12 protein-coding genes are annotated in these 14,646 nt (G+C 72.5%); 6 read left to right on the forward strand and 6 right to left on the reverse strand.

The window, feature by feature from the left end:
• Positions 1–38: 38 nt before the first annotated feature.
• A complete protein-coding gene (locus tag ACSHWO_RS17080) occupies positions 39–812 on the reverse strand; it encodes a 2,3-dihydro-2,3-dihydroxybenzoate dehydrogenase (RefSeq protein WP_361092846.1) in 774 nt (257 codons plus the stop codon).
• A gap of 28 nt (positions 813–840) precedes the next feature.
• On the reverse strand, positions 841–2,010 hold the full coding sequence (locus ACSHWO_RS17085; protein WP_361092849.1) for a 3-deoxy-7-phosphoheptulonate synthase: 1,170 nt from the start codon (positions 2,008–2,010) through the stop codon (positions 841–843).
• 298 nt (positions 2,011–2,308) lie between these two features.
• Here ACSHWO_RS17085 and ACSHWO_RS17090 point away from each other — a divergent pair, with 298 nt between their 5' ends.
• Complete coding sequence (locus ACSHWO_RS17090; RefSeq protein WP_438312905.1) at positions 2,309–3,334, forward strand: transaldolase family protein; 1,026 nt, start codon at positions 2,309–2,311, stop codon at positions 3,332–3,334.
• Here ACSHWO_RS17090 and pabB read toward each other — a convergent pair.
• Both pabB and ACSHWO_RS17100 read right to left on the reverse strand, forming a co-directional pair.
• Entirely contained in the window at positions 3,261–5,465 is a 2,205-nt protein-coding gene (pabB, locus tag ACSHWO_RS17095) for an aminodeoxychorismate synthase component I (RefSeq protein WP_438312907.1), read from the reverse strand. The two genes, ACSHWO_RS17090 and pabB, sit on opposite strands and share 74 nt — an antisense overlap.
• A 23-nt stretch (positions 5,466–5,488) precedes the next feature.
• Positions 5,489–6,229, reverse strand: a complete 741-nt coding sequence (locus ACSHWO_RS17100) for a class I SAM-dependent methyltransferase (protein WP_361092858.1) — start codon at positions 6,227–6,229, stop codon at positions 5,489–5,491.
• Positions 6,230–6,546: 317 nt separating this feature from the next.
• Between ACSHWO_RS17100 and ACSHWO_RS17105 the strand changes: the two genes are divergently transcribed.
• A complete protein-coding gene (locus ACSHWO_RS17105; RefSeq protein WP_361092861.1) occupies positions 6,547–8,457 on the forward strand; it encodes a helix-turn-helix domain-containing protein in 1,911 nt (636 codons plus the stop codon).
• Between the two features lie 23 nt (positions 8,458–8,480).
• Here ACSHWO_RS17105 and ACSHWO_RS17110 read toward each other — a convergent pair whose 3' ends face one another.
• Positions 8,481–9,638: an IS701 family transposase gene (locus ACSHWO_RS17110; protein WP_361092864.1), complete on the reverse strand. Its 1,158-nt coding sequence runs from the start codon at positions 9,636–9,638 to the stop codon at positions 8,481–8,483.
• Positions 9,639–10,115: 477 nt separating this feature from the next.
• On the opposite strand from ACSHWO_RS17110, the gene ACSHWO_RS17115 reads away from it, so the two are divergent.
• The gene (locus tag ACSHWO_RS17115) at positions 10,116–11,351 is read left to right on the forward strand and encodes a DUF1266 domain-containing protein (RefSeq protein WP_438312910.1); all 1,236 of its coding nucleotides are present in this window, start codon (positions 10,116–10,118) and stop codon (positions 11,349–11,351) included.
• 39 nt (positions 11,352–11,390) lie between these two features.
• Here the strand turns inward: ACSHWO_RS17115 and ACSHWO_RS17120 are convergent, their stop codons facing one another.
• Positions 11,391–11,987 carry a TetR/AcrR family transcriptional regulator gene (locus ACSHWO_RS17120; protein ID WP_438312912.1) on the reverse strand — a complete coding sequence of 199 codons (597 nt, stop codon included), beginning with the start codon at positions 11,985–11,987 and terminating at the stop codon, positions 11,391–11,393.
• Positions 11,988–12,094: 107 nt separating this feature from the next.
• Between ACSHWO_RS17120 and ACSHWO_RS17125 the strand changes: the two genes are divergently transcribed.
• From ACSHWO_RS17125 to ACSHWO_RS17135, 3 genes are all read left to right on the forward strand, one after another.
• On the forward strand, positions 12,095–13,006 hold the full coding sequence (locus ACSHWO_RS17125) for an NAD(P)-dependent oxidoreductase (RefSeq protein ID WP_438312914.1): 912 nt from the start codon (positions 12,095–12,097) through the stop codon (positions 13,004–13,006).
• 76 nt (positions 13,007–13,082) lie between these two features.
• On the forward strand, positions 13,083–13,499 hold the full coding sequence (locus ACSHWO_RS17130) for a PPOX class F420-dependent oxidoreductase (RefSeq protein ID WP_361092873.1): 417 nt from the start codon (positions 13,083–13,085) through the stop codon (positions 13,497–13,499).
• Between the two features lie 123 nt (positions 13,500–13,622).
• Positions 13,623–14,621 carry an IS481 family transposase gene (locus tag ACSHWO_RS17135; protein WP_438309881.1) on the forward strand — a complete coding sequence of 333 codons (999 nt, stop codon included), beginning with the start codon at positions 13,623–13,625 and terminating at the stop codon, positions 14,619–14,621.
• Positions 14,622–14,646: the final 25 nt, after the last annotated feature.

Raw genomic sequence — 14,646 nt, forward strand, 5'->3', positions numbered from 1 at the left:
CGGTCTCGTTCACGGTTCGCTGGCTGGTTGCAGCGGTCTCAGACACCGAGCGCCGCACCGCCGTCCACGGTGAGGTCGTGCATGGTGATGTGGGACGCCTTGTCGGAGAGGAGGAAGACGACCGCCTCGGCGACGTCCTCCGGGCGGGCCAGCCTGCCCAGCGGGATGCCGACGCGGTAGGCGTCCGGGACGCCTTCGATGGAGGCCCTCGCGCTGCCCTCGTCCTGCCACATGGAGCTGAGCATCGGGGTGTCCGTGGAGCCGGGCGCGACGAGGTTCGCGCGGATGCCGTACTTGGCGACCTCCAGGCCCAGGCACTTGGTGAACATGGTCGCGGCCGCCTTGGACGCGGCGTACGCGGACATCTCGGTACGGGCGGTCCCCGCGGCGTTGGAGGCGATCGTGACGATCGCGCCCCGGCGGCGCGGCACCATGCGGTTGACGACGGCCCGGGAGACGAAGAAGACGCCCGTGGTGTTGACCGCGAACGTCGTGCTCCACTCCTGGTCGGTCAGCATGCGCGCCTCACCGAGCCGCAGGACGCCGGCGGCGTTGACGAGGAAGTCGAGCGGGCCGACCAGGGCCTCGACGTCGTCGACGAGGGCCTCGACGTCCGCGCTGGCGGTGACGTCCGCGGGAAACGGCTCCACGCGGGCGCCGCCGTCCTCCTCGACGGCCTTGGCCACCTTGCGCAGGCGGTCGCCGTCCCGGTCGACCGCGGCAACGCGGACCCCCCGGGAGGCGAGCGCGCGCACGATGGCCTCGCCTATGCCGCCGGCGGCTCCGGTGACCAGAGCGATCTTTCCTTCCATGATGGAGTAACCCCCTTGGTTGTCGGCCTCAGCCGCGCCATGCCGAGGCGACCTCGATTGCCTGGTCGGAATTGAGGCGCGGGTCGCAGAACGAGGTGTACTTTTCGCCGAGCTCGTCGACGTGGTATTCATCGGTGACGCATTCGTGAACCTGGTCGGGGGTCGTCTCCAGGTGGAGTCCGGCCGCGATTCCGCCGTTTTCCACGACGGCTCGCTGGAATTCCTCGACCTCGCGCACGACGGTTTCGACATAACGGGTCTTGACACCGCCGGGCACGGTGACGGTGTTTCCGTGCATCGGGTCGCACATCCACAGCACCGGGTGGCCGGCCTCGCGGACCGCGCGGACCAGCGCGGGCAGCCTCTCGGCGGCCTTGCCCTGGCCCATCCGGGATATGAGGGTGAGCCGGCCCGGCTCCCGCTGCGGGTCGAGCCGGCCGCACAGCTCGAGGAGCCCCTGCGGGGTCATGGTCGGGCCGACCTTGGTGGCCACGGGGTTGGCGATGGTCGCGAACAGTTCGACGTGCGCGCCGTCGAGGGCGCGGGTGCGCTCGCCCATCCACGGCCAGTGGGTGGAGGTGAGCAGCACCGAGCCGTCGGGCTCGGTGCGCAGCATCGGGCCCTCGTAGTCCAGGAGCAGCGCCTCGTGGCTGGTCCACACCGGGGCCTCGGCCGGGGAGGGGCGGCCCGCGCCGTGCCAGCCGAGGGCGGTCATCGCACCGGCGGCCGCCTTGTAGCCGGTGACCAGGCGCTGCGGGTCGGGACGGCGCAGCTCGGGGTCGGGCTCGGGGCTGTTGACCATGTGGCCGCGGTAGACGGGGAGCTCCATTCCGGCCACGATCTCGGTCGGGCTGGAACGGGGCTTTCCGAACTGCCCGGCGAGCCGTCCGACGCGGATGACGGGCTTGAGCGAGCGGGCCTTCATCACACCGGCCAGGACGTCCAGGAGCGCCGCCTTGCGGGCCACGTAGCCGGGGGTGCACTCGGCCGGGTCCTCGGCGCAGTCGCCGCCCTGGATGATCTGGAGCTCGCCCCGCGCCGCCTCGGCGAGCAGGGTCCGCAGGTGGTCGACGTCCTCACGGCGTACCAGCGCGGGGGATCCCGCGAGTTCGGCCCTGGCGCTCGCCAGGGCTTCTTCGTCCGGCCAGACGGGCTGTTGGCCCGCGGGCAATCTTTTCCAGCGTGCAACACCGTGCATGCGGCACCTCCCAGTGCTGTACGTACCTGCCGTGACATCGGATGCAGCGAGAAGTCTGTGAAACGGGGAATCACGTGAACCACCAGACATTTCTCACTTCGTCAGGTGGCACGGATTCGGTCAGGTCGAATAGATGATTCCGAAATAAACCTGACGCATCAGCCGCCGGTATTGCGGTGGCCGGTCGGAAGCCATTTAAGCTCCGCGCCCCCGGCGGGTCGGTCGGCGGCGGGCACTTGACACACCATCACCGCATTGTTTCCGGGATATGTCGGGACGTTCTAAGGTGCGAAGCGTGGTGAGTCAAGGAGCTGGAGCGCTGCTGAAGCAGCTGGTGTCGGAGGGCGTGTCCCCGTGGCTGAGCGCGCGGGACCCCGCCGAGTTCGACACCGGGGCCCGGTATCCGGTGCTGGGAGGCCACTTCCACAACGCCCTCGTGCCGGCGGGCAGTACGCCGGACCAGGCGCGGCGCGCCTGCGACCTGCTCATGCCCGTCTTCGGGGTGAGCCGGGGCACGGTGGGGCACGTCTCCGTGCCGGTGCCGCCCCGCTGGGCCCACGACGCACGGGCGCTGGCCGCTGCCGCCCGGGACGTGCACGGTGCGGTGGGGCGGCCCAACGCCCTGATGCGCATGCCGATGACCCCGGCGGGGGTCGAGGCGCTGGCCGACTGCCTCGCCGACGGGGTCGGGGTGCACGCCGCGCTGGTCTTCTCGGGTGAGCGGTACGCCGAGGTGCTCGACGCGTACGTGGCCGGGCTGGAGCGGTCCCTCGCGTCGGGCCGGCCGCTGGGCGACGCCACGATGGTGGCCTCGTTCCCGGTGGGCCTGTTCGACCGGGAGGTCGGGGCCCGCCTGGACCGGCTGGGGGTGCCCCGGGACGACCAGGTGCGCGGCGCCGCGGGGCTGGCGGTGGCCCGGCGGATGTACCGGCTGCGCGAGGAACGGCTGTCCGGGGACTGGTGGCGGGTGCTGCGTGCCAACGGGGCGCTGCAGCCGCGGCTGCTGTGGGGCACCGGGGCGGACGGGGGTGTGGGGGCCCTCGTCGGCTGGAACACGGCGCTCGCGCTGTCCGTGGAGACGCTGGAGGCCGCCGCCCGGGATCCGGCCCTGACCGGCGACACCCTGCTGAACGCCGACGAGGAGGCGGCGTGCGCGCTGCGCGCGCTGGAGCGGCTGGGGGTGCGCGCCGGTGAGGTGGCGGCCGTGCTGGAGGCCGCGCAGTGCGCGCGCCTCCAGCACGGCAGGGCGGTCAGGACGGGATCCGTGCCGGCCTCCGATCCGGGAACCGGGTTCGCGTCAGCGCCAGCAGCGGAGCTGCCTTGACGGCGGTCTCCTCGTACTCGGCGTCCGGGTCGGACAGGGCGACCACGGCCCCGCCCACCCCGTAGGAGACGCGGTCGGCGGTGACGGTGGCGGTGCGGATCACGATGCTCAGGTCCGCGGCGCCGGAGAGCGAGAAGTAGCCGATCGCCCCGGAGTAGACCCCGCGCGGGCCCGCTTCGAGCCGGTCGATGATCTGCATGGTGCGGATCTTCGGGGCGCCGGTCATCGAGCCGCCGGGGAAGGCGGCGCGGACGCAGTCCACGGCCGTCAGCTCGGGGCGCAGGCGGGCCCGTACGGTGCTCACGAGCTGGTGGACGGTGGCGTAGCTCTCGATCCGGAACAGTTCCTCGGCCTCGACGGTGCCGGGGACCGCGCAGCGGCCGAGGTCGTTGCGGACCAGGTCGACGATCATGAGGTTCTCGGAGCGGTCCTTCTCGTCACCGAGCAGGTCCTCGACGAGGGCCGCGTCCTCCTCGGGGGTGGCGCCGCGCGGCCGGGTGCCCTTGATCGGCGAGGACTCGACCAGGCCGTCCGGCGAGACGCGCAGGAACCGCTCGGGCGAGGTGCTGAGCACGTCGAGCCCGCCGAACTGGAGGAGGGCGGCGAACGGCGCCGGGCTGGTGCGGCGCAGGGTGCGGTACGCCGCCCAGGGGTCGAGGGCGGTGTCGGCCTCGGCCATGTTGGTGAGGCACACCTCGTAGGTCTCCCCGGCGGCGATCTCCTCCAGGCAGGTGTCGATGAGGTCCAGGTAGGCGCCGCGGTCGTGGCGCAGCCGGATCTCACCGCCGCCCTCCTGCGGGCCGGGGGCCGGCAGGGTCAGCCCGGCGAGGCGGCCCAGGCGTTCGGCGGTGCCGGCCAGCCAGGCGTCGGCCGCGGCGGCGGAGGCCTCGGAGGCGGCGGCGTCCTCGTCGGCGTCCTCGGCGAGGGCGAGCAGGTAGGTGGTCCGCTCGACGTGGTCGAGGACCAGTGCGCGGTCCGCGAAGACCATCGTGGCGTCGGCCACGGGGGAGCGGTGGACGAGGTCGCCGCCGCACTCGGCCTTGAGCTCGTAGCCGAGGTAGCCGACCCAGCCGAGGGTGAAGTCGAAGGGGAGGACGCGGTGTTCGGGCAGCTCGGGGAGCTCGGTGCGCAGGGAGCGCAGGTCGCGGTCGATCCACTCCAGGAAGGGGGCGGCGACGAGCTCGCGGCGGCCGTCCGCCGAGTCGACGGTGACGACCTTGCTCCACACGTCGGCGGAGGCGATCCGGGCCAGCGGGCCGGTGGCGTCGCCCATGACGGAGAAGCGGCCGCGGTCGCTGCCGGGCAGGCTGCTGTCCAGCCAGTAGGCGTGGTCGTTGCCGCGGAAGAGCTGGTCGTAGACGGTCTCGGCGTCCCAGCGGGTGGGGAGCGCGTGGGCGACGAGCCGGAGTCGGCGCACCGGGGCCTCGGCGGCGGCCGGGGCGGAGGCGGCCGCGGTGGAGGCGGACGCGGTGGAGGCGGCCGGGGCGGCGGCAGCGGTGGGGACGGCCGCGGTGGGGACGGGCCGCGCGACCGGCGTGGAGCGCCGTCCGGGCCGGTGGGCGCGGGTCAGCTCGGCGAAGTTCGCAAGCAGCTGGATTCCGTAACGGCTGCAAATCGACTCGGGGTGGAACTGCACCCCCCACTGCGGCCGGCTGCGGTGCCGCAGGCCCATCAGCACGCCGTCCGGGGTCCACGCGGTGGCCTCCAGCGCGGCGGGCAGGTCCGTCACGGCCAGCGAGTGGTAGCGGACCGCCTCCAGCGGGGAGGGGAGCCCGTCGAACAGGCCCGTTCCGTCGTGCAGGACCGGCGAGGTGCGGCCGTGCCGGGGCTCCGGGGCGCGGTCGACCGTGGCGCCGTGCACATGGCCGATCCCCTGGTGGCCGAGGCAGATGCCGAAGAGGGGCAGGTCGGAGTGCTCGATGATCTCGGCGCAGATGCCGAAGTCCGCGGCCCGGCGCGGCGTTCCGGGGCCGGGCGAGACGACGACGTTGTCGAACGCCGAGAGTTGTGCGATCTTCCAGTTCGGGTCGTCATTACGGACGACCTCCGGCTCCCTGCCATTCACCTCGGCCAGATAGTGGAAGAGGTTATACGTAAACGAGTCGTAATTGTCGACAAGTAGCGTACGCACGGCGAAATATCCCCCCACTCGAATCAAGCCGCGACTGGCCTGATTTCGATCAGCATGTGCTCGACCATGTCTTCTCCGTACTCCCCCTCGCGCACCCGCACGCTGGCCACCGTCTCCAGCTCACGCCCGGCGGCGTCTGCTATCCGGTACAGCGCCTCCGTGTCCCCGCGGTCGCTGAAGTGCAGCAGGACCCGGCCGCCGGCCGTCGTCCAGTGCACGGCCTGCTCCAGGAACCGGCGGTGCGCCCGGTAGCCGGTGTCCACGTACGCCCGCTCGTGCACCGACTTGTACTCGTAGCTCTCGGGCCCCATCACGTAGTTGGAGCTCCAGAAGACGGTGTCGAAACGATCCTGCTCGCGCAGCCCGGAGAACAGGTCGCTGTGGCAGGCCCGCAGACGGTCCGTCACCCCGTGCCGCTCCGCGTTGACGGCCGCGTTCTCCACGGCGGAGGGGCTGATGTCGGCCGCCACGACCCGGTCGCATCCGGCCAGGGCGGCGGTCACGGCGATCACGCCGGTACCGCAGCCGATCTCCAGGAACGAGCCCGAACGCGGCGCGGGGTCGACGCCGCCCAGGCCGAGGAGGTCCAGGGCCACCGTCGTGGACGGGGAGTACACCGGTGCGAAGACCTCGTCGAACAGGTCCCACTCCCGGCCGGCCAGGGTGAACACCCGCGGACGGTCGGCCCTGGTCAGGGACAGCCTGCTGCGCAGCAGCGACCGCTCGTAACTCTGCAGCTGAGACAGCTGGGTCAGCTGGGTCATGCGAACTCCTCAAGGAAGCACCGTGGCTGATGGGCGCCCCGATGGTGGTGACGCCACCGGAACGCTCGGTGATCAGCCTGCCCTTGAGTGGACCTCGACCAGAAGGTGTCCAGATGACAGCATCGCTCGGGGAGCGTGGTGATCGGGCCACCCTCCCGGTGTCTGACCTGGAGCCGGACCCAAGCGATTCTTGACCGATTCTTACCCCAAGAGATACTTTCTGGCGGGCCATGGGATTGCTTGCACCCTGCTTCGTGCAAACGTGAACGGCTTTTATGGGGGTCGGGGGGAAAATCGTGGTCGACCACGCTTACGAAATGCTGGAACTGCTGAACAGAGAGGCGCCCGCAGCCGCCTTCGACGAGGTGGTCCGCAAAGCGCGCGAGTCAGGCCTGTCCGGAGAAGATCTCGTCCAACTCACCAGGGCCCGGGACCAGAGCCTCGGCATCCGGGCCCTCTTCGTACGTCGCCAACAGCGCGAGGCCGGCCTGGCCGCCCTCGTCGACACCGCCCGTGACCTCACCCTGCCCTACGACCTCGACGAACTGCTCAAGGTGATCACCCGCCGGGCCCGGCTCCTGCTCGGCCTCGACATGGCGTGGGTGAGCTTCGACGACCTGGAGGAGGGCGTCTCCAGGGTCCGCTCCGCCGACGGCCACGCCTCCGCCCTCACCATCGGCTTCGCCATCCCCCTCACCGGCGGCGGCGTCGGTCGGCGCGCCGCCGAGGGCTCGGCCCCGTTCTGGTCGGCCGACTACATGAGCGACACCAGCTTCCACCACAGCCCGATCATCGACGAGGTGGTGCTGGCCGAGGGGCTGCACGCCGTCATGGCCGTCCCGCTGCGGCACGCCGGGGCCAGCCTCGGCGCCCTGTACGTGGCAGACCGGAACATCCGGCACTTCACCCCGGACGAGGTCTCGCTGATGAGTTCGCTCGCCGACCTCGCAACCGTTGCAATTGAGAAGGCTCGCCTGCTGGAGCAGACCCGCTTCGAGGTCGAGGAGCTGGAGCAGGACACCTCGCGCGCCCTGGACTCCTCCACCACCGCCAGCCAGCTGCGGGAGACCCACGGCCGCCTCCTCGACCTCGTCCTCCAGGGCGTGGGCCTGGGCAGCCTGGCCGCCGAGGCGGTCAAGGGCCTGGAGGGCACCCTCGTCGTGCGCGACGCCGCAGGCCGCACCCTGGCCTGCCCCGTCGGCGAACCCCCGCAGCTGGACGAGGCGGAGATCCGCACCGTCCTGCTCGACGCGCACACCGACCGCCAGCCCCGCAGCACCGCCGACGGGGTGTGGGTCGCCTCGATCGCCGCCGGCGACGAGATGCTGGGCACCCTGATCCTCTCCACCGCGCAGCCGGCCAGCTACCTCCAGGTCCAACTCCTCGCCCTCACCGCCCAGGTCACGGCGGTGGTCTTACTCATGGAGCAGGGCATGGCCGCCGCCGAGGGGCACATGCGGGACGAGTTCTTCCAGGACCTGCTGCGCGGCACCTCGCTGTCCCCGGTGCAGATCGCCGAGCAGAGCCGACGGCTCGCCCTCAACCTCGACGAGCCCCACGTCATCGTCATCGCCCGGCCCGAGGGCGGGGTCCAGGGCCGGGTCGCCGCCTGGGCCGCCTCGTACGCCAACCGCCACCACGGCCTCAAGAGCGTGGACGGCGACGGCGTGGTGCTGCTGCTCCCCGGCACCGAGGCCGGCGCCATCGCCCGCGCGGCGTCCAAGGAGCTCACCGAGGTCCTCGGCCGGCCCGTCACCGCCGGCTCGGCCGGGCCGGTCGACAACCCGTCGGGCGTCGCCCGCATGCACCAGGAGGCCCGGCGCTGCCTGGACGCGGTGGCCGCGCTCACCGGTGCCGGGAGCACCGCCTCCCCCGACGAACTGGGGTTCCTCGGCGTCCTCCTCTCCGAGAAGCCGAACATCGACCGGTTCATCAACGACACCATCGGCCCGGTCCTCGACTACGACGACCAGCAGTACACCGAGCTGATCCGCACCATGGAGGCGTACTTCGCCTCCGCCAACAGCCCCTCCCGGGCGGCGGAGTCCCTCCACGTCCACCCCAACACGGTCTCCCGCAGGCTGGAGCGCATCACCGAGATCCTCGGCGAGGACTGGCAGAAGCCCACCCAGGCCCTCCAGGTGCAGCTCGCCCTCCAGCTCCAGCGGACCCGCCAGGCCCTCAGTCCGGGCCGCCGCACCCCGGCCCCCCGCCACGCGATCGGCTGAACCGGCGCCGCAGGGGCGGAGGGCTACCGCTCGCCGCCCCTGCGCTCCGTGAGCATCCGCACCGCGTGCGCGGCCGACGCCAGGGTGGTGTGCCGGTGCCACCCGCCGAAGGACCTCCCGCCGAAGTCGGTCATGCCCACCTTCTGGGAGACGGTCGCGAAGTCGTGCTCCACGTTCTGCGCCCGCTTCGCCAACCGCAGCAGCGCCCCGGGAGGCGCCTGGGTCATGTCGCTGACCCAGCACCGCTCGGGCCAGCCGCGCGGGTCGGCCCACTCGCCGAACAGCAGCACCGGGGCCGGCGCCTGCGGCAGCTCCACCCGCACCCCCACGACCAGCGAGGTGCGCGGTTGCAGCGTCACCGGGTCCAGCCAGGTCACCGGCCGGCGCAGCGTACGGGCCATCAGCAACAGCTGGTGCGCGGCCAGTTCGCGGTTCCCGCTGGACGGCAGCACCGGGTCGGCGCACCGCACCCGCATCGAGCCGCGGGCCGTCGCCACGAAGTGCAGGCCGACCGGGGCGAAGCGGCGGGCCACCGCCGCCGGATCGACGTCGGGCAGGTCGAACACCACGGGCCGGTGCGGCTGGCCGACCCAGTCCCGCAGCTCCTCCACGGCCCCGGCGGCGCACTCCAGCGGGCTCGTCGCCAGCTCCGACCGGTGCACGTTCGGCGAGAGCGGGCCGACGCTGTCCCGCCACTTCTGGGTGAGCGCGAGCCGCCAGTTGACGGGGCTGCTCTGCTCCTCCGCGACGGACCACACCCCGAACGCCACCTGGCTGTTGACCATCTGGCCGCGCTCCGGCACGAAGCGGCGCGCGACGCCCACCGACTCGGTCCCCGCCTTGGAGATGACCACCGGCTGCACCACCCAGGCGCGGGGCCGCAGGGCGCGCTCGAGGTAGCGGGCGAGGGCGGCCCGTACGGGGCCCCAGTCCCAGGTGGAGGACACGACGAAGTGGTGGAGGCTCTGCTCGGCCGCCCGGTCGCCGACGTGGGCCGCGATGTTCCGTATCGACTTGCGGCCCTCGGCCTTGAGCAGCCCGCGCAGGTACACCTCGCCCTTGCGGCGCTGGTCGCTGCGCGGCAGCGAGGCGAACAGCTCGGCGCAGAGTTCGTCGACGACGAGGTCCGGTACGAACCGGCTGCTCAGCGTCTCCAGTCGTTCGAGACTCGGTGCGCTCATGATGCATCCATCCCTTCCCCCGGCTTCCTCCTCAGCGCTTCAACCCTGGGGTTGGGGGGAGTTGCCGGAACAGGTGGAGCCGTCACACACATTCGCCCGCATATGCAGGGCGGACCATCACGCCCGAACGGACCGGAACGGCGGCGTGGCCGTCCGGTGGGCCGCACCCGATGCCCTGGCCAGGCCGGAGGCGGTTCGGGGCCGCTCGAAGGGGGCCGGAGAAGCACTGGACCATGGGCCCCGGCCGCCCCACCAGGCCTGATGCACCACGGCATGGTGGCCCCACCACCATCACCGGGTCCGCGCACGGTGGCGGGACCACCGCCGCGCACCCTCTGCGCAGCTCAACCGGAAGGAACCCCTCCTGCGTATGCGCGGCCACCCCCGGCACCTGCGCCCCGGCCCCGGCCGCGCCCCTCGACCGGACGGTACGGGCCGGTCCGCGGCCCCCGGAGGCCCCCGTTAGGGTTCTCCCACATGGGCACCTGGATCGCGCCGAGCATCATCGAACGACAGCTGTACGAGGCCAAGACCGCCGACGACTGGCCCGCCTACTTCGACGCCCTCGCCCGCGCCGAGCTGTTCGTCCCGCAGTCCCGTGCCTACCTGGACCAGCATCCGAACGCCGTGTACCTGCAGCCCGTCCGCTTCCCCCAGGCCGGCTCCGCCCCCTGCTTCGTCGCGTACACGGCCGGCATGCTCCCCGCCCCCACCCCCGACCAGGTGTTCTCGCGCCACAGCCTCAGCTGGTTCGCGCACCGCATCGACCCGGGCGACCCCCCGTACCTCGCCGTCAACCCGGGCAGCCCGTGCGAGGCCTTCCTTCCGTCCTCGCCCGCCGACCGCGAGGTGTGGAAGTTCCACTGGAACCGGGCCACCGAGTACGGCCTGAAGGAGAACACCGTCCACGCCCTGCACGTCGGCGGCCCGCTGCACGGGCCCGCCGCCTTCGGGCTGGCCTGCGGCGCCCACCTCTCCGTGCGCAACGGCCTGTTCTGGAACGCCCTCGGCTACCACGGCGAGGGCTACACCAAGGAGCGCGAGAAGCTCCGCGACTGGTGGGGCGTCACCACCCGCGAGCAGTGGCTCGCCACCACCGAACGGCTGCTGGCCGCCGACATGGTCAGCTCGGTCTGGGAGTTCACGCTGCGCATCCGCGTGGCCCTCGCCAAGGAGTTCGCCGGGCCCGTCGACACCGAGCACTGGCGGCACGCCACCGAGGCCACCCTCCGCGCCAACGCCGAACGCGCCGCCGAGCCCCGCATCACCCCCGACGGCGTCACCACCGCCCGGCCGCGCTCGACGGCGGAGATCGAGGGGGAGGTCGCGGGCGTCCAGCGGGTCATCGGCCGGATCACCCGCTACGAGCAGCGCTTCCGCGCCGACGGGATCCTCGGCGAGGACAGGTACGTCCGCTCGGTCGAGGCCTGGGACTACGGGCGGGCCTCCCAGATGGCCCGCTGGGGCCTCGGCGCCCGGTTCGGCACGGTCGAGGAGGCCGAGGAGGCCGTCGTCCGCGCCGGCCGCATGTGCCGGCTCGCCTACCGGTCCTGGGAGGACCTCTCGGCGGGCTTCGTCCTCGGCCGCTGCCTGCAGTTCGACGAGGAGGAGTACGGGCACTGGTACACGGACATGGCCGCCGTCCACCAGGCGCTGACCACCGACCCCGGCAGTCCCTGGCTCAACCTCCCCTGGAACCAGTCCGACCGCTAGCCGGACCCGGCCGCCGGCCGAAGGCCGGGTCCGACGCCCTCAGGCCCCGACCGGGGCGTTCCGCCGGGGTGCGTACGAGCGCACCAGGCGGGCCAGCTGGCGGCCCGCCGCGTGCAGCGGCTCCGCGCTGCGGTTGACCTGGGCCGTGACCTCGGCGCCCTCCAGGGTGCTGATGACGGTGCTCGCCAGCTCACGGGCGTCCGCGGGGCCGAGCCCGGCGACCAGCAGCTTGTCGAGGACCAGCTGCTCCCAGCCGCGCAGCGCCTCCGCGCAGGCCTGTTGGATCCCGGAGTCGGTGCCGAGGGTCTCCAGCGCCGCCGCCGTGACGGGGCAGCCGTCGGTCCAGCCGGAGGCGCGGAGCTCCTCGGCGAGGCGGGCGGTGCAGGCGACCACGGCCTCCGCCGGGTCCTCGGCGGAGTCCATCGCCTCGCGCAGCAGCCCGGCGAACTCCCGGCTGCCGTGCTCGATGGCGGCCACGGCGACGGCCTCCTTGCCGCCGGGGAAGAAGTGGTAGACGGAGCCGAGGGTGGCCTCCGCCTCCCTGGCGATCTGCTTGATGCCCGTACCGATGTACCCCTGCCGCTGCAGCAGGCGTGCGGCGGCGACGACGATCCGCTCCCGGGTGGTGTTCTGCATGGGGCCACCGTACCCGGCCAGTGAGTAGAGCGCTCGTTCCAGAGCTGTGCTACGTTTCCACCCACGCTCTGGATAGAGCGATCGTTCTAGTGAGGGGTGGGATTCGCATGCACAGCGCCAGCACCAACACAAACACCGGCACCGGACGCCCGTCGGTCACCGTCATCGGACTCGGCCCGATGGGGCAGGCGATGGCCGCGGCCTTCCTCGACCGCGGGTACGAGGTCACCCTCTGGAACCGGACCGCCGCACGCGCCGACGCCCTGGTGGCCCGCGGCGCCCGGCTCGCACCCGACGTGGCGCAGGCCCTGGCCGCGAGCGGGGTGGCGGTCGTCAGCCTCACCGACTACGCCGCGATGTACGAGGTGCTCGGCCCGGCCGCCGCCGCGCTCGCCGGCCGGGTCCTGGTCAACCTCTCCTCGGACACCCCCGAGCAGGCCCGCGCGGCCGCCCGCTGGGCCGCCGAGCGGGGCGCCGTACAGCTCACCGGAGGCGTCACCGTGCCGCCCTCCGGGATCGGACGCGCCGCGTCGCTCACCTTCTACAGCGGGCCGCGGGAGGTGTTCGACGCCGTCCGGCCGCTGCTGGAGGTCGTCACCGGGCGGACCGACCACCGGGGCGAGGACCCGGGCGCGGCCGCGCTCTTCTACCAGCTCGGCATGACCGTGTTCTGGACGGCCATGCTGGGCTACTGGCAGGCGCTCGCCCTCGCCCGCGCCAACGGGCTGACCGCGGCCGACGTCCTGGAGCACGCCACCGGCACGGCGAACTCCCTCCCCGACTTCTTCGGGTTCTACGCCGACCGCATCGACGCCGGCCGGCACGACGGCGACGTGGACCGCCTGGCGATGGCGCTGGCCAGCGTCGAGCACGTCCGGCACACCCATGCCGCCGCGGGGGTCGACACCACCCTGCCGGCCGCGGTGGCCGCGCTCGTCCGCCGCGGCATGGACGCCGGCCACGCCGCCGACAGCTTCTCCGCCCTGGTCGCCCTCATGGGGACCCCGGCCGGGGCGTAGCCGACCCGTTCCCCGACCACCGGGAGTCGGCGGGACTTCCTGTACGCGTCCCCGGGCCCCCACTAGCCTCGCCCGCATGACGATTGAGCTGAACGACACCGTACGCAGCCTGCTCGACGCCCCGCACCCGGCTGTCCTGTCCACGCTCAACCCCGACGGCAGCCCGCAGAGTTCGGTGGTGTGGGTCTCCCGCGACGGCGGCGACCTGCTGGTCTCCACCGAGCAGGGGCGGCGCAAGGAGCGGAACATCCTGCGCGACCCGCGCGTCGGCCTGACCGTGTTCGACCTGGCCAACCCGTACCTCTACGCGGAGATCCGCGGTACCGCCACCGTCACGGAGGACACCGGCCGCGCGGTCGCCGCCCGCATCGCGGAGCAGTACCTCGGCCCGGGCGGCGGCAAGGAGTACCTGGAGGCGCCGGCGGAGGACGTCCGCGTGGTCGTCCGCATCACCCCGACCAAGGTCCTCGGCAACGCCGCCAAGGCGGGCTAGCTGTTCTGTCCGGGGAGGTTGTGTACAGGTGATGCAGGTCTCGGTTGGAGCATCTTGAACGGGTGAGGGCCTTCCGGGTTCGGTGTGGATTGCGACATCTCCACCGAACGACAGAAGGCCCTCATGCCCCACCGTAATGCACCCCTGACCGAGACCGGTCGTCTGCGCCTGGCCCGCTGCGTCGTCGAGGACGGCTGGCCCTTGCGGAGGGCAGCCGAGCGTTTCAGGGTCTCGCCGACCACGGCCCAGCGGTGGGCGGTCCGCTACCGGGCCCTGGGTGAGGCCGGCATGGCAGACCGGTCCTCCCGCCCCTTGCACAGCCCTCGCCGCACGCCGACCCGCACCGAGCGCCGGATCATCAAGGTCCGTCTCGCCCGCCGGTGGGGCCCGGCCCGCATCGCGTATCTGCTGGGGCTGGTGCCCTCGACCGTCCACCGGGTCCTGGCCCGGTTCGGCCTGGCCCGCCTGGCGCACCTGGACCGGGCCACCGGCCGGCCCATACGCCGCTACGAACGCGAGCGGCCCGGGGAACTGGTCCATGTGGACATCAAGAAGCTCGGCAACATCCCCGACGGCGGCGGACACAGAACCCTCGGCCGTGCCCGCGGCGGCCGCAACAGCTCGGCACACCGGGACCCCGCCCGGCCCCGCACCGCCCACGGCCGCCCCAACCTCGGCTACAGCTACCTCCACACCGCCGTCGACGACCACTCCCGCCTGGCCTACAGCGAGATCCTGGCCGACGAGACCAAGGAGACCGCCACCGCGTTCTGGACCCGCGCACAGGCATTCTTCGCCGACGCCGGGATCACCGTCGAACGGGTCCTGACCGACAACGGCTCCTGCTACCGCTCCCACACCTGGCGGGACACCCTGGCCGCGGCCGGGATCGCCCACAAGCGAACCCGGCCCTACCGGCCCCAGACCAACGGCAAGGTCGAACGCTTCAACCGCACCCTCCTCGACGAGTGGGCCTACGCCCGCCCTTACCGGTCAGAGACCGAACGGCGCGAGGCATTCCCGCAGTGGCTGCACTCCTACAATCACCACCGCGGACACACCGCACTCGAAGGCAAGCCACCCTCCAGCCGCGTCCCCAACCTCACAGGGCAATACAGCTAGTGCTGTGACCGGGAACGTTTGCCGG

The organism is Streptomyces pallidus (ex Mingjun et al. 2026) (genome assembly GCF_051550185.1).
Lineage (GTDB): Bacteria > Actinomycetota > Actinomycetes > Streptomycetales > Streptomycetaceae > Streptomyces.